At 73.2% G+C, this 17,493-nt stretch carries 13 protein-coding genes; 6 read left to right on the top strand and 7 right to left on the bottom strand.

Annotation, left to right across the window (positions count from 1 at the left end; all coding sequences use genetic code 11):
- Positions 1 to 16: 16 nt before the first annotated feature.
- On the bottom strand, positions 17 to 1,051 hold the full coding sequence (gene glpX / locus M2302_RS25670) for a class II fructose-bisphosphatase (RefSeq protein ID WP_280840408.1): 1,035 nt from the start codon (positions 1,049 to 1,051) through the stop codon (positions 17 to 19).
- 158 nt (positions 1,052 to 1,209) lie between these two features.
- On the opposite strand from glpX, the gene M2302_RS25665 reads away from it, so the two are divergent.
- Both M2302_RS25665 and M2302_RS25660 read left to right on the top strand, forming a co-directional pair.
- Entirely contained in the window at positions 1,210 to 2,013 is an 804-nt protein-coding gene (locus tag M2302_RS25665) for a DUF4245 domain-containing protein (RefSeq protein WP_280840407.1), read from the top strand.
- Positions 2,014 to 2,335: 322 nt separating this feature from the next.
- The gene (locus tag M2302_RS25660; RefSeq protein WP_280840406.1) at positions 2,336 to 3,181 is read left to right on the top strand and encodes a hypothetical protein; all 846 of its coding nucleotides are present in this window, start codon (positions 2,336 to 2,338) and stop codon (positions 3,179 to 3,181) included.
- Positions 3,182 to 3,251: 70 nt separating this feature from the next.
- On the opposite strand, the gene M2302_RS25655 is transcribed toward M2302_RS25660, so the two are convergent.
- Together M2302_RS25655 and xseA are read right to left on the bottom strand one after the other, a co-directional pair.
- Complete coding sequence (locus M2302_RS25655; protein WP_088964870.1) at positions 3,252 to 3,464, bottom strand: exodeoxyribonuclease VII small subunit; 213 nt, start codon at positions 3,462 to 3,464, stop codon at positions 3,252 to 3,254.
- A gap of 22 nt (positions 3,465 to 3,486) precedes the next feature.
- A complete protein-coding gene (gene xseA / locus M2302_RS25650) occupies positions 3,487 to 4,701 on the bottom strand; it encodes an exodeoxyribonuclease VII large subunit (protein WP_280840405.1) in 1,215 nt (404 codons plus the stop codon).
- Between the two features lie 260 nt (positions 4,702 to 4,961).
- Here xseA and M2302_RS25645 point away from each other — a divergent pair, with 260 nt between their 5' ends.
- Together M2302_RS25645 and M2302_RS25640 are read left to right on the top strand one after the other, a co-directional pair.
- Positions 4,962 to 5,948, top strand: a complete 987-nt coding sequence (locus tag M2302_RS25645) for a 4-hydroxy-3-methylbut-2-enyl diphosphate reductase (protein ID WP_280840404.1) — start codon at positions 4,962 to 4,964, stop codon at positions 5,946 to 5,948.
- 38 nt (positions 5,949 to 5,986) lie between these two features.
- Positions 5,987 to 6,445: a hypothetical protein gene (locus M2302_RS25640; protein WP_280840403.1), complete on the top strand. Its 459-nt coding sequence runs from the start codon at positions 5,987 to 5,989 to the stop codon at positions 6,443 to 6,445.
- Positions 6,446 to 6,651: 206 nt separating this feature from the next.
- Here the strand turns inward: M2302_RS25640 and M2302_RS25635 are convergent, their stop codons facing one another.
- A complete protein-coding gene (locus M2302_RS25635) occupies positions 6,652 to 9,951 on the bottom strand; it encodes a S8 family serine peptidase (RefSeq protein WP_280840402.1) in 3,300 nt (1,099 codons plus the stop codon).
- Positions 9,952 to 10,099: 148 nt separating this feature from the next.
- Positions 10,100 to 11,263, bottom strand: coding sequence for a DNA recombination protein RmuC (locus M2302_RS25630; RefSeq protein WP_280840401.1), 1,164 nt, complete (start codon positions 11,261 to 11,263; stop codon positions 10,100 to 10,102).
- Between the two features lie 54 nt (positions 11,264 to 11,317).
- Here M2302_RS25630 and M2302_RS25625 point away from each other — a divergent pair, with 54 nt between their 5' ends.
- A complete protein-coding gene (locus tag M2302_RS25625; protein ID WP_280840400.1) occupies positions 11,318 to 12,106 on the top strand; it encodes a hypothetical protein in 789 nt (262 codons plus the stop codon).
- 192 nt (positions 12,107 to 12,298) lie between these two features.
- Here the strand turns inward: M2302_RS25625 and ppc are convergent, their stop codons facing one another.
- Together ppc and M2302_RS25615 are read right to left on the bottom strand one after the other, a co-directional pair.
- Positions 12,299 to 15,085: a phosphoenolpyruvate carboxylase gene (ppc, locus tag M2302_RS25620; protein WP_280840399.1), complete on the bottom strand. Its 2,787-nt coding sequence runs from the start codon at positions 15,083 to 15,085 to the stop codon at positions 12,299 to 12,301.
- Between the two features lie 120 nt (positions 15,086 to 15,205).
- Complete coding sequence (locus M2302_RS25615; RefSeq protein ID WP_280840398.1) at positions 15,206 to 16,243, bottom strand: hypothetical protein; 1,038 nt, start codon at positions 16,241 to 16,243, stop codon at positions 15,206 to 15,208.
- Between the two features lie 133 nt (positions 16,244 to 16,376).
- Here M2302_RS25615 and M2302_RS25610 point away from each other — a divergent pair, with 133 nt between their 5' ends.
- Positions 16,377 to 17,417, top strand: a complete 1,041-nt coding sequence (locus M2302_RS25610; protein WP_280840397.1) for an LD-carboxypeptidase — start codon at positions 16,377 to 16,379, stop codon at positions 17,415 to 17,417.
- Positions 17,418 to 17,493: the final 76 nt, after the last annotated feature.

Below are 17,493 nucleotides of genomic sequence, written 5' to 3'. Positions count from 1 at the left end.
GCCGTCCCGGCCGTGCTCACTCCTGCTCGGCCAGCGGCCGGCCGTCGAAGTCGACCGCCGAGTAGAGGGCCAGCTTCTCCAGCCGGTGGTACGAGTCGATCACCCGGATCGTGCCGCTCTTGGAGCGCATCACGATCGACTGCGTGTACGCCCCGCCCGCCCGGTAGCGCACGCCGCGCAGGAGGTCACCGGAGGTGACACCGGTGGCCACGAAGAAGCAGTTGTCGCCGGTGACCAGGTCGTCGGTGCTGAGCACCCGGTCCAGGTCGTGCCCGGCGGCCAGCGCCTTCTCCCGCTCCTCGGCGTCGCGCGGCCAGAGCTTGGCCTGCATCGCCCCGCCCATGCACTTGAGGGCGCAGGCCGAGATGATCCCCTCCGGCGTGCCGCCGATGCCCATCAGCACGTCGACGTCGGACTCGCCCCGGGCGGCCGCGATCGAGCCCGCGATGTCGCCGTCGGAGATGAACCGGATGCCCGCCCCGGTCCGCCGGATCTGCTTGACCAGGTCGTCGTGGCGGGAGCGGTCCAGCACGCAGACCGTCACCTCGGAAACGTCGGTGCCCTTGACCTTCGCGATCCGGCGCAGGTTGTCGGCCACCCCGGCGTTGATGTCCACCACGTCGGCGTACATCGGACCGACGGCGAGCTTCTCCATGTAGAAGACCGCGCTCGGGTCGAACATCGCGCCGCGCTCGGAGACCGCGAGCACCGCCAGCGCGTTCGGCATGCCCTTGCTCATCAACGTGGTGCCGTCGACCGGGTCCACCGCCACGTCCACCTCGGGACCGGTGCCGTCGCCGACCTCCTCGCCGTTGAACAGCATCGGGGCGTTGTCCTTCTCGCCCTCGCCGATCACCACGATGCCCCGCATCTGGATCGAGTTGATCAGCTTGCGCATCGCGTCGACGGCTGCCCCGTCGCCGCCCTCCTTGTCGCCCCGGCCGACCCACCGGCCGGCGGCCATCGCCGCTGCCTCCGTGACCCGGACCAGGTCGAGGGCAAGGTTGCGGTCGAGATCCTGGGGGATCCGCGTCCTGGTGTTCGTCGTCATGACGGCTTCCTCCTCGCGACGTTGCGGGGTGGACCGGCAGGGTTCTGCGGTCGCCGCTGCCGGCTTTGTCGCTGATCCTCACACGATGACAGGTCCGGGGCCGGGGCGGGGCGGTGGTGGGCGGGATCGGTCACCCGCGCGGCTGCGAGAATGGACGGGTGGACCCCGCACAGCCTGCCGACCGCGTACCCGCCGACCAGACCCCGCCCGACGGCCAGCCGCCGGTGACCCCGACCGGGGCGACCGACGCGGTGGCCGGGTCCCGCCCGTCGAAGGGACCGGCCGGCGGCGGCTCGGCGACCGGGGCCGGCACCGAGGCGGCGCTGGTCGAGACGCCCGCCGGCGACGGCGACCTGGCGCTGGTCGAGCCGACGCCCGACGCCGCCGCAGTGGACGCCGACGTGCCGCCGGCGCGGCCGGCCGCCGGGGGGCGGCCCGCCGGCAAGGAGAAGTCCCGCTCCGAGCGGTCGCCGAAGGACATGGCGCTCTCGCTGCTGGTGCTCCTCGTCCCGATCGCCCTGCTGGTCGCCTTCTACCGGGGTTTCCTCGGCGGCGAACAGCCGACCGTGATCGACGCCGCGCCCGCCTACGAGCAGGCCCGCGCGGCGAACGCCTTCCCGGTCAGCGAGCCGGCCCGGCTGAGCTCCGGCTGGCGTACGGTCAGCGCCAGCTACCGCACCGTCGAGGGTGGCGCCAACCTGCGCGTGGGCTATCTCACTCCGGAGGGGCGGGGCGTCCAGCTCCTGCAGAGCAACGTGCCGCCGGAGAAGCTGCTGCCGGCCGAGCTGACCGCCGAGGGGCAGCCCCAGGGGCCCACCGACCTGGGCGGGCGCAACTGGCAGCGGTACACCGGCCGGGGCAACGACCAGGCCCTGGTGCTGCTCGAACCGAACCGCACGATCCTGGTGATCGGCGACGCCCGGGAGAACGAGTTGCGGCAGCTCGCCGGCTCGTTGCGCTGACGCCGCCGGGCCTGGGCGGGCCTGTGCAGAAGCCCCCGGCGAAGCCGGTCGTCGAGGCGTCCGACCAGGTCTACGAGATGTTCAAGGACTGACGCCTCCGGGGTGGGGTGCGGCGTGGTCCGTCGCCCCCACCCGAGAAGTAGTGTTCCATCAGGTGGACCGGACAGGGATTGCCGAACGCGGCGTCAGGGAACAGAAGGTACGCGACCTCGCCGGCTCGTTCCGTCGGCCGGACGGGACTCGTGCGGCGGGGCAGGTGCAAGGCCTCGACGCCACGCCTCCGGCGCCCCCGCGGGCCGGACGACCCACTTGAGAGGTTCACGTGACCATTCGGCGCTTCAGCGCGGCGGTCTTCGCCGCGACGCTGCTCACTCCTGGGCTTGCCGCCTGCAACAGCACCGGGACCGGCGAGGCGGGGGCCTCCGCGTCCCCCACGGTCTCCGGCAGCGCCTCGCCGGGCGCCTCCGGCGCGATCAACGGCGACGCCAAGCAGGCCCTGCTCAACTCCACCAACGAGATCAGGAACGGCAACTTCCGGTTCACCATGTCCGGCGCCGGTTCGAGCGCCGAGGGGCAGGTGCACGAGCCGAGCCAGAGCGCCGAGATGCGCGTCCTGATCGGTGACGCCTCCTCGGACCTGTCGATGAAGCTCGACCTGATCCACGCCAAGCCGGACAGCTGGGTGAAGCTGGAGCTGGGCGGCAAGTCCGCCGGCAGCATCCCGGGGGCGCAGAAGCTCAACCTCGGCAAGTACCAGCACCTCGACCAGACCCGGATCAAGGGCAACAAGGCGCTGGGCTTCGACTTCGACAAGATCGACCCGGCCGGCAGCGAGGTGCTGACCCAGGGCATCACCGAGGTACGGCAGACCGGCGAGGGCACCTACGCCGGCACGCTCGACGTGTCGAAGGCCGCCGAGGCCGGCTCGGTGGACCAGTCCGTGATCACCGCGCTCGGCCCGCAGGCCAAGTCGGTGCCGTTCACGGCGAAGCTGGACCCGCAGGGCCGGCTCAGCGAGATGGTGGTCCAGATTCCGGCCGCCGGCCAGAACGCCGCGCAGGACATCAAGGTCACCTACTCGGACTACGGCAACGCCGCCGCCGCGCAGAAGCCGCCGGCCGGCCAGGTGGTCGAGGCGCCCAAGGAGTTCTACAACCTGTTCAACTGAGCCGTCGATCAGTGGCGGGGTGGCTGTCGCCGCCCCGCCGCTGCTGTCCACCGCCCCGGTCGGGCGGGCGTCAGGAGTCGGCGGCCTGCCGGGCGGCGTCGATGCGGGCCCGGGCGCCGTCCAACCAGCGCTGGCAGACCTCGGCGAGCTTCTCGCCGCGCTCCCACAACGCCAGCGACTCCTCCAGCGAGGTGCCGCCGGCCTCGAGCTTCTCGACCACCTGGGCCAGCTCGGCGCGAGCCTGCTCGTAGCTGAGCCGCTCGTCCTTCGTCTCGTCGGTCATCGCACCCATCCCACCACACTCCTCAGCCGTCGACGGTCGCGGTCAGCTCGCCGTCGGCGAGGCGTACCCGCAGGGGATCGCCCTTGGCCACCTCGGCGGCGGCGCGGACGACGTGGCCGTCGGCGCGCTGCACGATCGCGTACCCGCGGTCGAGGGTGGCCGCGGGGGAGAGGGCGCGCAGCCGGGCCAGGGTGTGCCGCAGGTCCTCGCCGGCCGCGCCGAGCCGGTGGTCCAGGCAGCGGCCCGTCCGGTCCCGCAGCGCGCTCACCTCGGCGGCCCGCTGGTCGACCATCACCTGCGGGCGGGCCAGCACCGGTCGGGAACGGAGCAGGTCGAGCCGGTGCGACTCCCGGTCGACCAGGTTGCGGACCGCGCGTTCCAGCCGGGACCGGGCCTGACCGATGAGGCGGACCTCCTCGGTGAGGTCGGGTACGACCCGTTTGGCCGCGTCGGTCGGCGTGGACGCGCGGACGTCGGCGACGTAGTCGACCAGCGGTGCGTCCGTCTCGTGGCCGATCGCGCTGACCACGGGGGTGCGGCAGGCGAAGACCGCCCGGCACAGCGCCTCGTCGGAGAAGGGCAGCAGGTCCTCGATGCCGCCGCCGCCCCGGGCCAGGATGATCACGTCGATGCTCGGGTCGGCGTCGAGCACCTTCAACGCGTCGACGATCTGCGGCACCGCGCTCGGCCCCTGCACCGCCACGTTGACCGTGCGGAACTCCACCGCCGGCCAGCGCCGCCGGGCGTTGGTCAGCACGTCCCGCTCGGCGGCCGAGGCGCGCCCGGTGATCAGCCCGACCCGCTGCGGCAGGAACGGCGGGCGGCGCTTGCGGGACCGGTCGAAGAGCCCCTCCGCCGCGAGCAGCTTCTTGAGCTTCTCCAGCCGGGCCAGCAGCTCGCCGAGCCCCACCTGGCGGATCTCGTCGGCGCGCAGGCTCAGCGTGCCGCGGGCCGCGTAGAACTCCGGCTTGGCGTGCAGCACCACCCGGGCGCCCTCGCGCAGCTCCGGCGCGCCGGAGTCGAGGACGTCCCGGTTGGTGGTGACGGTCAGGCTGAGGTCGGCGGACGGGTCGCGCAGGGTGAGGAAGACGGTGCTGGCGCCGGGGCGCCGGCTGATCTGCGCCACCTGCCCGTCCACCCAGACCCAGCCGAGCTTGGCGATCCAGGCGCCGACCTTCTGGCTGACCACCCGGACCGGCCAGGGCTCCTCGGGGGTGCTGCGCGGGGCGTCGGTCACCCGCCCACCCTACGGTCAGCCCCCGACGACCTGCGGCAGCCCCGACAGCGCGTGCCGCTCGCCGGGCCGGGCGGTGAGCACCCACGGGCCCTGGTCGGTGATCGCCGTGGCGCGCGTCCTTTCGTGCCCGAAATGTGGGTTTCGGATGGTGGCCGGTGGCCGTACGCGCTGCCGGTCCGCCCATTTCTGCCAGTCCCGACCCGGCTGTGGTGAGGGTCGCAGCCGCTGCCGGCGGAAAACCCGGCACGTACGATGGTCGGGTGACCCAGGCTGAGACGACCCCCCGGACCGGCAAGCGCGTGCTCCTGGCCAAGCCCCGCGGCTACTGCGCGGGCGTCGACCGGGCGGTGCAGACCGTGGAGGAGGCGCTCAAGCTCTACGGCGCCCCGATCTACGTGCGCAAGCAGATCGTGCACAACAAGCACGTGGTGCGGACGTTGGAGGCCCAGGGCGCGATCTTCGTCGAGGAGAACGAGGAGGTGCCGGAGGGCGCCACCGTCATCTTCTCCGCGCACGGCGTCGCCCCGGAGGTCTACGAGCAGGCGAAGGCGCGCTCGCTGAAGGCGATCGACGCGACCTGCCCGCTGGTGACCAAGGTGCACCAGGAGGCGAAGCGGTTCGCCGCCGAGGACTACGACATCCTGCTGATCGGCCACGAGGGGCACGAGGAGGTCATCGGCACCGCCGGCGAGGCCCCCGCGCACATCCAGCTGGTGGACGGCCCCGAAGGCGTCGACAAGGTCACCGTGCGGGACCCGAACAAGGTCGTCTGGCTCTCCCAGACCACCCTGTCGGTGGACGAGACGCTGGAGACGGTCGCCCGGCTCAAGTCTCGGCTGCCGCTGCTCCAGTCGCCGCCCAGCGACGACATCTGCTACGCCACCTCCAACCGGCAGCACGTGGTCAAGGAGATCGCCCCCGACTGCGACGTGGTGATCGTCGTCGGCTCGCGCAACTCCTCCAACTCGGTGCGCCTGGTCGAGGTCGCCCTGGACGCCGGCGCCCGCGCCGGGCACCTGGTCGACTTCGCGCACGAGATCGACGACGCCTGGCTGGCCGGTGCCGGCACGGTCGGCGTCACGTCCGGCGCGAGCGTGCCGGACGAGTTGGTGCAGGACGTGCTGACCCACCTCGCCGCGCGGGGCTTCACCGACGTCGAGGAGATCACCACCGCCAACGAGCGGCTGACCTTCTCGCTGCCGCAGGAGCTCAAGCGCGACATGAAGGCCGCCGCCGCGCGGGCCTGACCGGGAACGGATCGCCCGCCGGTCACGTCCCAGTGGGCATGAAGACTCCTCGGATGGTCCTCGCCGCCCTGGTCGCCTGCGCGGCGCTGACCGCCTGCGGCGGCCAGGACGGCGACGACCGGACGGGCACCCCCAGCCCCTCGGAAGGATTGCCGGTGACCAGCGCGCCCAGCAGCGGCCCGGCGCAGCCGGGCGACCCGACCGCCGTCCCGCCGACCGCTCCGCCCCCGACCGCGCTGCCCCCGACCAAGCGGCCGCCGGTCGGCCCCAGCGTGCCGCCTGGCCCCGGCCCCGGCGCCACCACCATCACCGGCACCGTCCAGGCCGGGGTGGAGCCGAACTGCCTGCTGGTCGAGGGCTACCAGCTCATCGGCGGCCCCCGGGACGTGCTCACCGTCGGCGCCCGGGTCACCGTCACCGGCCAGCCCAAGCCGGACATGATGACCACCTGCCAGCAGGGCACCCCCTTCGTCGTCGAGTCCGCCCGCCGCTCCTGAGACCAGCGCCGATCTCCACTGAGGTAAGACGGGTACGCCCCTGTCCCGCGCGCTTTGCTCTGCTGCCTCCCGGCAACGGCGAAGCGCTCCCAGTGTTGCCCCCGCCGCAGCAGAGCAAAGGGGGGCGAAGGGAGGAGCCCGCCCCCGGGGATCGGGGACGGGCTCCTCTGGTGCTCGGCGGTCCGGGGACCGCCGTCAGGCGGTGCTCAGTTCACCGCGCCGATCGCGACCGAGCCACGGCCGACGACCGCGCCCTCGGTGGTGGTGACGGCCAGGTCGCCGTAGAGCTCCCGGCCGGCGGCCGGGGCGGACAGGGCGGTCACCGTACCGGTCAGGGTGGCGGTGTCGCCGTTGTCCAGCGGCAGCGGGGTGGTCGGGGCGGCCAGCGTGCCCAGCGACGGCGCCGAGAACGAGTCCCGGTAGTCGTAGGCGGTGCTGGTGCCCGGGCCGTCGACGGCGTACCCGTCCACCACGACCCGGTAGGTGCCGGCGACCGGGTTGTTCAGGGTGACCGCCTCCTCCGAGTCACCGTCGGCCGAGATGCCCACCCGGGTGGCCCCCCGGAAGACCGACAGGTCCAGGTCGGCGCCGAGGTTGGCGGTGTTGCCGATCCGGGCGGTGAAGCTGGTCGCCCCGGCCGGCACCGTCACGGTGTACTCCTGCTGCGCGCCCTCGGCGATGGTCGGCCGCTCGGCGTGCACGCTGGACAGCGGGCCGCCCCTGCCGGTCACCGCGACCGGGCCGAAGGTGTTGGTCAGGTCCCAGGTCACCTCGGTGGGGGTGCCGGCGGTGACCGACGGCAGCTCCACCACGGCCGGCTCGACCTTGACGCCCTGCACCCGCGCCTGGAACTGGTACGGGTTGTTCAGCGCCGGCGAGGTGCGCCGGGACTCCACCTCGATCTCCCAGATGCCCGGGATCGGGTTCTGGTAGTCCCGCTCCTGCGGCTTGCAGACCGCCGCGTCGGAGAAGTTGGTGTAGCAGGCGGTGCTGGCGGTGCTCTCCACCGGGACGCCGTACGGGTTGATGGCGATGAACCGCGTCTGCGAGCCGGTGGCGATGCCGGAGAGGTTGACCTGGAGCGCGCCCGCCCCGGCCGGCACCGTCACGAAGTACGACGTGAAGCTGTTCCGCTCGACCGAGCCCTCGGCCGAGTAGGAGTACGCGGGCTTCTTCACCTCGTTGCCGACGACCACCACGGTGGAGACCTCGAAGTCGACCACCGAGGTGGCCGGGTCGTCGATGGTCATCAGGGCGCCGTGCGCGCCGTCGGTGCGGGGCTTGGCGACCACGTTGACGGTGACCGTCTTGTTCAGCGGCAGCACCACCGACCGCGGCGCGGTGAAGGTGCCGTCGTTGCCGCGCAGCGTGACGTCGTGCCGGATGCTGCGGGCCGGCCCGCTGGTGCGGGTGATCTTGACCTTGTACGTCCGGGTCTGGTCGACCTTCTGGCCGCCCAGGCCGGCTGCGCACCGGTTGTAGACGCCGGTGCCCCGGTTCGGGTTCGGCACGAAGCGCCCGGTGCCCGCGTCGTAGCGGGTCAGGTTCTTCGAGAGCTCGGTGCAGACCGGCGCGTCGGAGGCGTACGAGCGGGTTTCGACGCCGTCGGCGAGCAGGTCCCAGGCGCCGGGCACGTTGAGCATGCCGTAGCCCTGGGCGTACGTGGCGACACCGGCGATCGGCTGGGCCGAGGTGAAGATGGCCCGGCGCAGCGCGGCCGGGGTGACGCCCTGGTCGTTCGCCTTGGCGGCGGAGAGCAGCAGCGCGGCGGCGCCGGCGGCCTGCGGGGAGGCCATCGAGGTGCCGTTGAGCATCTGGTAGCCCGGCGGCAGCGGGTAGCCGGCCTCGGGGACCGGGTTGCCCGCCTGCCAGGTCGGCGCGGTGGAGATCGCCGAGCCGGGGGCCGCGATGTTCGGCTTGAAGCCGCCGTCCTCACGCGGGCCGCGCGAGGAGAAGTTGAACAGCGCATTGTCCTTGCGGACCACCGAGCCGTAGTTGGCCAACCAGGTCTGCTTGCTGATGCTGGCCGCGACGCTGACCACGTTGGACGCCACCGACGGGTCGCCGATGGTGTTCAGGCCCGGACCGGAGTTGCCGGCCGAGATGAACAGCTGCACGCCGTAGGTGCTGATCAGGTCGTTGTAGAGCTGGGCGCGGGCGTTGGAGCCGTCGTTCAGCGCCGGCAGGCCGCCGATCGACATGTTGACCACGTCGACCTTGCGGTTGATCACCAGGTCGGCCATGCCGGTGGTGAGCGCCGCGGCGGTGCAGCCGCCGCCCCAGGAGCAGGCCCGGGCGGAGACCAGCTTGGCGCCGGGCGCCGCGCCGTCGAGGGCGGTGTTGCCGAGCATGTCGTTGGCGGCGGTGATGCCGGCGACGTGCGTGCCGTGGGTGGCCTCGATAATGCCGATGTTGACGTAGTCGACCAGGCCGGGGCCGCCCACCGGCGCGGTGTCGACGTCCTCGCGGTACTCGACCACGAACGGGATCTGCTCGCGGACCGCGGTGGCCGGGTTGTCGGTGCCGAAGTGCCCGACCTGGAACTTCTCCTTGTACGGGCGCATCAGCTCGTCGTCGGTGAAGTTGCGGTTCTGGTTGACGTCCACCCAGATGTCGTGGCTGGTGGTGTCGTAGAGGACACCCCACGAGTCGGTGGTGTCGCCGTCGCGGTTGACGTCGCCGGCCGGGTCGCTGCCCACCGTGATCGACTCACGGAAGGTGGCGAACCGGTAGGTGCCGGCCGGGGCCGTCCAGGCGGTGGTGCCGATGGTGAACGTCGGGCCGGTCACCTCGGTGATCATCGCCCGCCAGGTGGCGTCCTCCAGCGGGTCGGTCGCGGTGACCCAGTCGACGATCTTGCGCTCGCCGGTGGTGGTCTTCTGCAACGCCGGCTGATCCAGGTCCACACCGGAGTCCATGATGCCGATGGTGACCCCGCGCCCGTCCCACTCGGGGTGGGTGGCCTTGAAGGCCTCCGCGCCGGTCTCGTTGGTCGGCATGTACGGGTTGACCGCGCCGGTGCCGACGCCCGGCCCGGCCAGGGTCTCGCCCTGCGCGGCGGCGGTTGCGCCGTTCGGCGCGGACTCCGGGGTCGGGTCGGGGAGCTGGATGGTCTCGTCGAGGTCGACCGCGGCGACGCCCGGCAGCGTGGCGGCCTTCAGCACCTTTGCGGTAGGCACCTTGGCCAGCACGTAGCCGATCGAGTCGAAGCGCTGGCTGACCGTGCCGCCGAGGTCCTTCATCGCCGCGGCGACGTCCTTCGCCTCACCCTTCTCGGTGGCGACGATCAGGGTCACGGTCGGCGCGTGCTTCGCCTCGGCCTCGGCGAGCAGCTTGGCGTCGTGCGAGCCGAGCGCCTCGACGGCGTTGGCCGGGGCGTCCGGGGTGGTGGCGGGCGCGGCGCTCGCGGTGGCGGCGCCGCCCGCGCCGGCCATGGCGCCGGCGGCCACGACCGAGGCGAAGAGCCCGGCGGAGGTACGCCGGCTCAGGTTGCGGGGTTTGCTCACGTTCTCTTTCCTCCAGAGAACAGGGCCCTGAGATGACAGGGCACGCGTGAGCGAATCCTTTGTGCTGCGTTGTGGCGGTGTCACTACCGAACGCTGCCTTGTGACCACTTCGTGACATGCACAGGTGCGCACTGTCACATCCAGGACGCTAGCTGGACCGGTCCAGGTTGGACGTGCCATCCAACAGCTCCGGGGCCTGCGGCTGCCGGGGCGCGACCTCCACCTGGGCCGGGGCCGCCAGCTCCTGGTCGGAGACGCCCAGCTCGGCCAGCTTGCGGGCGCTGACCAGCACCCGCGCCTCCAGCGAGCCCACCGCGCGGTTGTAGGCCGTGACCGCCCCACCGAGTGAGGTGCCCAGCTTGCCGACGTGGTCGCCCAGGGTGGACAGTCGCCCGTAGAGCTCGCGGGCCAGCGAGTGGACGGCGACCGCGTTGCGGGCCAGCGCCTCCTGCCGCCAGGAGTAGGCGACCGTGCGCAGCAGGGCCACCAGGGTGGCCGGGGTCGCCAGCACCACGTCCCGGGCGAAGGCGTGCTCCAGCAGCGTCGGGTCGCGCTGCAACGCCACGTCCAGGAACGGGTCGGCCGGCACGAAGAGCACCACGAACTCCGGTGTCGAGTCGAACGCCGCCCAGTACGACTTCGCGGCCAGCGCGTCGACATGCGCCCGCAGGTGCCGCGCGTGCGCGTCGAGGTGCGAGTCCCGCCCCCGCTCGTCGCGCGCCTCCATCGCCGTCAGGTAGGCGTCGAAGGGCGCCTTGGCGTCCACCACCACCGTCCGGCCGCCGTGCAGCCGGACCACCAGGTCGGGGCGCACCCCCTGGTGGTCGGTGGCGGCGGTGACCTGCTCGTTGAAGTCGCAGTGCTCCAGCATGCCGGCGGCCTCGACGATCCGGCGCAGCTGGTGCTCGCCCCAGCGGCCCCGCACCTGCGGCGCCCGCAGCGCCGCCACCAGCTGCTTGGTCTCGGTGCGCAGCTCGCCGGAGACCGTGCTCATGGCGCGGACCTGCTCGCGCAGCTCGGCGTAGGCGTCGACCCGGTCGCGCTCCAGCTCGCCCACCCGCTGCTCGTAGCGGCGCAGGGTGTCGTGCAGCGGGGCCACCGCCCGGGCCACCGCCTCCTGCGACTGGGCGGTCGCCTCGTAGCTCAGCGCCCGCATCGACTGCTCCAGCCGCCCCTCGCCCTCGCGGGTGGCCGCCAGGGTCGCCTCCAGGCGGGCGATCTCGGTGGCCGACCGGGCCCGGGCGGCGTACCAGCCCGCCGCGCCGCCCCCGGCCAGGCAGACGACCACCACGGCCAGCGTCGAGAAGTCCATCACCAGAGCTTGCCAAACGGATACGACCGGACGTCTGCGGGTACGTTCAGCGGCATGGAATTTCTGCTCGTGGCGATTCTCGTGGCCCTCCTGGTCGGCGGGTTCGTCTGGTGGCGGCGGGAACAGGCCGCCCGCGAGGCGCGCAGTCTCGCCGACGTGCGCGCCGACGCCCAGCGCTGGTACGAACGCCTCGGCGGCCAGGTGATGAACCTGCACGGCGACGCCCCGGCCGTCCGCCAGGCGCTGGTCGACGCGGCGGAGCGCTACAACGCCGCCGGCAGCCAGCTGGAGCAGGCCGGGACGGTCCAGCAGTACCGGCTGGCCCGGGAGACCGCGCTGGAGGGGCTGGCGTACGCCCGGGCGGCGCGGGTGGCGCTCGGCCTGGACCCGGGGCCGGAGCTGCCCCCGCTGGCCGCCGCGCAGGGCGCCGGCGAGTTGACCAGGGAACGTCAGGTGCAGGTGCAGGGGCAGACGTTCAAGGCCGGCCCGCAGCCGGGCCAGGACACGCCCTACTACTACCCGGGCGGGCGCTACCAGGGGCGGCCGGTGCCGGCCGGCTGGTACTCCACCCCCTGGTGGAAGACCGCGCTGGGCGCGGGCGCCGGGGTGCTCGGCGGGCTGCTGATCGCCGACGCGCTCTTCTCGCCGGCCTTCGCCGACCCGGGCTACGGCTACGAGGCCGGCTACCAGGAGGGCTTCGGCGACGCCGGCGACCAGGGCGCGGACGCCGGCGACCAGGGCGCGGACGCGGGTGACCAGGGCGACTTCGGCGCCGCCGACCAGGCCGGCGACTTCGGCGGCGGGGACTTCGGCGGCGGCGACTTCGGGGGCGGGGACTGGTGACTGCCGCCTCCGGGTGCGCCTGTTGTCGCTGGAACGACAACAGACGCACCCGTTGCAGTCCGATGCCCGCGGCGGGAAGAGCGCGCTGAGACCGCGTCCCTGCGGTCCCGGCCGCCCGCCGGCCAGCCGCGAACGACGTGACGACGGCCCCGGTCCTGGCGGACCGGGGCCGTCGCCTGTCGTACCCAGATGTCAGCCGGTGTTGCGCATCCCGGCGGCGATGCCGTTGACCGTGGTGAGCAGCGCCCGCTCCAACGCCGTACCGTCGCTCGGTGCGCGGCGGCCGCCCGGCGCGGTCGCCATCGCGCGCCCGGCAGCCCCGGAGTCCCGGTACTGCCGCAGCAGCGCCACCTGGAGGTGGTGCAGCGGCTCCAGGTAGGTGTCCCGGACCGCGAGGGTGCGCTGGAGCACCGGCGAGTTCTCCAGCAGGGCCGGTGCGGCGGTCACCGCCAGCACCTCCTGCTTGGTCAGCTCGTACTCCTGCTCGATCTTGTCGAAGATCGGGTGCAGCTTCTTCGGGACCAGAGTCTCCACGTAGCGGCGGGCGATGCTCAGGTCGGTCTTGGTGAGCATCATCTCGACGTTCGACAGGAACGTGCGGAAGAAATGCCAGTTGCGGTTCATCTCGGCGAGCACGTCCTCCAGCCCGGCCGCCCGCGCCGCCGCCAGCCCGGAGCCGACCCCGAACCAGCCCGGCACGATCTGCCGGGTCTGCGTCCAACCGAACACCCACGGGATGGCCCGCAGCCCGCCCAGCCCCGCCCCGGTGTTCGGCCGCTTCGCCGGCCGGGAGCCGATGTTGAGCGCGCCGAGCAGCTCGGTGGGGGTGGAGGCCCAGAAGTACGCCGGCAGGTCCGGGTCCTCGACCAGCCCCCGGTACGAGCGGAACGCCGACTCGGAGACCACGTCCATCGCCGCGTCCCAGCGCTCCAGCATCTCGGCCGGCTGGCGGGGCGCGGTGTGCAGCAGCGTCGCCTGGAGCACCGCCGCCACGGTCAGCTCCAGGTTCTCCCGGGCCAGCGCCGGCAGCGTGTACTTGTCGGAGATGACCTCGCCCTGCTCGGTCACCTTGATCGCGCCGTCCAGGGTGCCGTACGGCTGGGCCAGGATCGCCTCGTGGGTCGGCCCACCGCCGCGCCCGACCGTGCCGCCCCGGCCGTGGAAGAGCCGCAGGTGCACGCCGTGCCGGGCGGCCACGTCCCGCAGCGCCCGCTGTGCCCGGTGGATGGACCACTGGCTGGTGGTGATGCCGGCCTCCTTGTTCGAGTCGGAGTAGCCCAGCATCACCTCCTGCACGTCGCCGCGGGCCGCGACCAGCGCCCGGTACGCGGGCAGCGACAGCAGCTCGTCGAGCAGCTCGCCGCCGGCGTTCAGCTCGGCCGGGGTCTCCAGCAGCGGCACGAAGCCGATCCGGGCCCGGCCGCTGTGCACGTCGATCAGCCCGGCCTCGCGCCCCAGCACCACGGCGGCGAGCACGTCGTCGACGCCGAGGGTCATCGAGATGATGTACGACTCGATCACCTCGGCGCCGAACCGGTCCTGCGCCTCGCGGATCGCGCCGAACACGTCGAACGTCTTCTGCGCGTTCTCGGTCAGCGGGGTGTCCAGCGTCGACAGCGGCCGGCGGCCGGCCAGCTCGTCGGCGAGGAGCTTGGTCCGCTCCAGCCGGGTCAGCGACGGGTAGTCCGACACCTCGCCGACCGCCGCGTAGAGCTGGGCCAGCACCGCGTGGTGCGCCTCGGCGTGCTCGCGGACGTCCATGGTGGCCAGGTGCAGGCCGAACGCGGAGACCGTACGGATGGTGGAGGCGAGCCGGCCGACCGCGGTGAGCTGCCCGGAGTTGCGCGCCAGCGAGGCGCGCAGCAGCTCCAGGTCGGCGATCAGCTCGGCCGAGCCGCGGTAGTCCCGCCCCGGCACGTGCGGGGTGCCCCGGCGCAGCCGCTCCCGGGTGTTGGCCAGCTTCGCCTTCACGCACCGCGCCTTGAGTCGGTACGGCTCCTCGGCGTTGACCCGGCGGAACCGGGGCGCCACCTCGGGCAGCGCGTCCAGGTCGGCGGCGAGGCTGGCGGAGAGGTCCAGCGACACCGCCCGCAGCCGCCGGGAGACCGAGACCTCGTTGATGAGCTGGTCCATCGCCTTCTCGGTGGCGCTGATGCCGTGCTCGTGCTGGATGTGGAGCACCTCACGGGTGACCGTCGGGGTGACGAACGGGTTGCCGTCCCGGTCGCCGCCGATCCAGGTGCCGAAGGTCAGCGGGCGGGCCGTCGGCGAGGTCTCCACGCCGAGGGTGCGCAGGGTGTCGGCGAGGTCGTCGAGCACCTGCGGGGCGGCCTCGGCGTACAGGTCGCGCAGGTAGTAGATGGCGTTGCGGGCCTCGTCTGTCGGGTCCGGCCGGTCCAGCCGCAGCTCGTCGGTCTGCCACATCAGGTCCAGCAGCTCGGCCAGGCGCCGGTTGGCCGGGCCCTCGTCGCTGGCGCCGTAGAGGATGGCGTTGGTGGTCTCGGTGTCCAGTTCGTCGGCGATGGCGCGCAGCTTGGACAGGATCGAGCGGCGGGCCGCCTCGGTGGGGTGGGCGGTGAAGACCGGGCGTACCGCGAGCCGGCGGGCCGCCGCGGCGATCTCCTCGGCCGGCACGCCGCGCTCGGCGATCATCTTGGCCGCCTGGTCCAGCCACCCACCGTGCGCCGCCCGGCGTCGGCGCAGGTCCCGGGCGCGGTGCACCTGTTCGGTGATGTTGGCCAGGTGGAAGTAGGTGGAGAAGGCGCGGGCCAGCTTGGTGCCGGTGGTGACGTCCAGCCCGCCGAGCCGCTGCGCGGCGGCGGGGGCGTCCGAGCGGACCTGGGCGCGGATCTCCTCGACCAGGTCGAGCAGGGGGCGGCCCTCCTGGCGGGCCAGGGTCTGGCCGAGCAGAGTGCCGAGGCGGCGGATGTCGGCCCGCAGGGCGGCGTCGGGGCCGTCGTGGTCGTGCTGGTCGGTCACCATGCGCTCCTTACGTGAGTACGAAGGACAGCGCTGTCCGACTCCGTCGATCGTATCCGTGGGGACCCGCCGGTAAGGAGGGGGCCCGCAATGTCACCTTCCCCACGATCTCCGCCGGGCTCACGCGTCCGGCCTGGTGTCCAGCTGCCGGCCCGGCCGTCGAGCGGCCCGGCGGCCCCGCACCAGGGTGGCGGTGAGCAGGCCGACCAGGCCGAGCGCGACCCAGACCAGCAGCCCGGCCAGCGGCCATCGGGCGGACCGCAGGTCGAAGTAGACCGCCGACTTGACCAGATCGGTGGCCAGCCCGGGGACGTTCCAGCGGTGCATGCCACGCAGGAACGCGGGCAGGAACTCCGGGGCGTAGATGCCGCCGGAGCCGGGGTTGCCGAGCACCACCAGCAACAGGATCACCAGTCCGGTGCCGAGCAGGCCCAGCCAGGCCTGGACGGCGGCGGCGACCATCGCGGCGGCGAAGGTGGTGAGCATGCCGACGGCGGCGAGCGTCGGCAGGTCGTGGTCCCAGACGTCGAGCACCGGCCCGACCAGCAGCGTGGCGATGACCGCCAACAGCACGGCGTGCACCGCCAGCGAGGCGATCCGCAGGCCGGCCCGGCGGAGACTGTGCGGGGCGGTGCCGAGCGAGATGCCCAGCGCGGTCGACCCCAGGTAGCCGCCCAGCACCAGGCCGACCGCCAGGTAGAACGGCACCACGCCGCGCGGGTCGTCGGCGGCGACCGGCACCTCGTCGGTGACCTCGATCGGGGTCTGCGCGCGCTCGGCCGCGGTGGTCAGCACCTGCGTGACGAGTTCCGTGGCGGCGGGCGCGGAGGCGGTGGCGGTGGTCAGCAGGAGCTTTCCCTGAGGTGTCGAGCTGAGCACCGCGTACACCTCGCGGCCGATCAGGCCGTCGTCGGCCGCACCCGGGTCGTCGTACTCGATGGGTTTGATCGTGCCGGTCCGGCCGCGCACCCCGGCGAGCACGGCCTGGGCGCGCTGGTCGCCGAGGACCACGCCGACCGGGACGTCGCGCGGGGTCGGCTGGTGCAGCGCCCCCACGTAGGCCGCGATGAACGCCGTGGCCAGGGTCAGGGTGCCGACCAGCAGGGCCGCCGTGCGGGGTAACCACTCGCGGGTCCGCAGCTCCGGCTCCTCCTCCACGTCGCCAGCCTAGGGCCCCGCTTGCCCGTGTTCGGGGCGTTTCCGCCCGCCCTGCCTGGCGGGGGCCCGCCACCTGATCGCGGTCGGCCACACGACCGGAAAACCCGTTGGCCGCGCTCGGTAGCGTCCGGACATGACCTTCCCGACCTACCCGCGCAAGCCCCGCCCCGGCGACCGGGTCGCGGTCGTCTCACCCTCCGCCGGCCTGCCGGGTCTCTTCCCCCACGTGTACGAGCTGGGCCTGCGCCGACTGCGCGAGGAGTTCGGCCTGGAGCCGGTGGAGTATCCGACGACCCGGACAATGGGCGCCGACCCGAGGGACCGGGCCCGGGACCTCACCGCCGCCTTCGCCGACCCGACGATCACGGCCGTGCTGGCCACCGTGGGCGGCGACGACCTGATCACGGTCACCCCGCACCTGGACGACGCGGTGCTGCGGGCCAACCCGAAGCCGTACTTCGGCTACTCGGACAACACCAACGTCCTCAACCACCTCTACCGGCTGGGCATCGTGGCGTACCACGGCGGGTCGGTGCTGGTGCACCTCGGCCGGTCCGGCCGGCCGCACCCGCTCACCCTCGACTCGCTGCGCGCCGCCCTCTTCACCTCCGGCTGGTACGACCTCACGCCCGCGCCGGAGTGGGGCGACGAGCCGCGCGACTGGCGCGACCCGGCCACCCTGGCGCAGGAGCCGGTGATGTTCCCCGGCACCGGCTGGCACTGGCAGGGCCCGTCGACCGTGGTCCAGGGCCGCACCTGGGGCGGCAACCTGGAGATCCTGCACTGGCTGATGGCCGCCGACCGGGTCCCCGCCGCCGCGGAACTGGCCGGCTCGGTGCTGGTGCTCGAAACCTCGGAGGAGCTTCCGAGCGCCCAGGAGGTGTTCCGGATGGTGCGGAACATGGGGGAGCGCGGACTGCTCGCGGCCTTCCCCGCCGTCGTCGTCGGCCGCCCCAAGGCGTGGGACTTCGACAGCCCCCGGTCGGTCGCGGATCGGCTGGCGTGGGCCGAGGCGCAGCGGGAGGCGGTCAGCCGGGCGCTGGCCCCGTACCGCCCCGACGCGGTCGCGGTCTTCGACGTCGACCTCGGCCACACCGACCCGCAGCTGATCATCCCGTACGGCGGGGAGATCCGGGTGGACGCCGTCGAGCGCCGGATCTCGGTCCGGTACTGAGCAGCGGTGGGCAGCCCTGTCCCAGCCCTGCTCGCTGTTCCTGGGTGCCCGCGTCCGGTGGGCGCCGAGGAGTCGG

The sequence above is a fragment of the Micromonospora sp. A200 genome (assembly GCF_029893845.1).
Lineage (GTDB): Bacteria > Actinomycetota > Actinomycetes > Mycobacteriales > Micromonosporaceae > Micromonospora > Micromonospora purpureochromogenes.
Note: the sequence above shows the minus strand (reverse complement) of the source record. Positions and strands in the feature narration are given on the sequence as shown.

Coding starts and splice junctions, on each gene's coding strand:
- glpX (WP_280840408.1), bottom strand. CDS start 1,051: ATGACGACGAACACCAGGACGCGGATCCCCCAGGATCTCGACCGCAAC.
- M2302_RS25655 (WP_088964870.1), bottom strand. CDS start 3,464: ATGACCGACGAGACGAAGGACGAGCGGCTCAGCTACGAGCAGGCTCGC.
- M2302_RS25640 (WP_280840403.1), top strand. CDS start 5,987: ATGAAGACTCCTCGGATGGTCCTCGCCGCCCTGGTCGCCTGCGCGGCG.
- M2302_RS25630 (WP_280840401.1), bottom strand. CDS start 11,263: ATGGACTTCTCGACGCTGGCCGTGGTGGTCGTCTGCCTGGCCGGGGGC.
- M2302_RS25625 (WP_280840400.1), top strand. CDS start 11,318: ATGGAATTTCTGCTCGTGGCGATTCTCGTGGCCCTCCTGGTCGGCGGG.
- M2302_RS25610 (WP_280840397.1), top strand. CDS start 16,377: ATGACCTTCCCGACCTACCCGCGCAAGCCCCGCCCCGGCGACCGGGTC.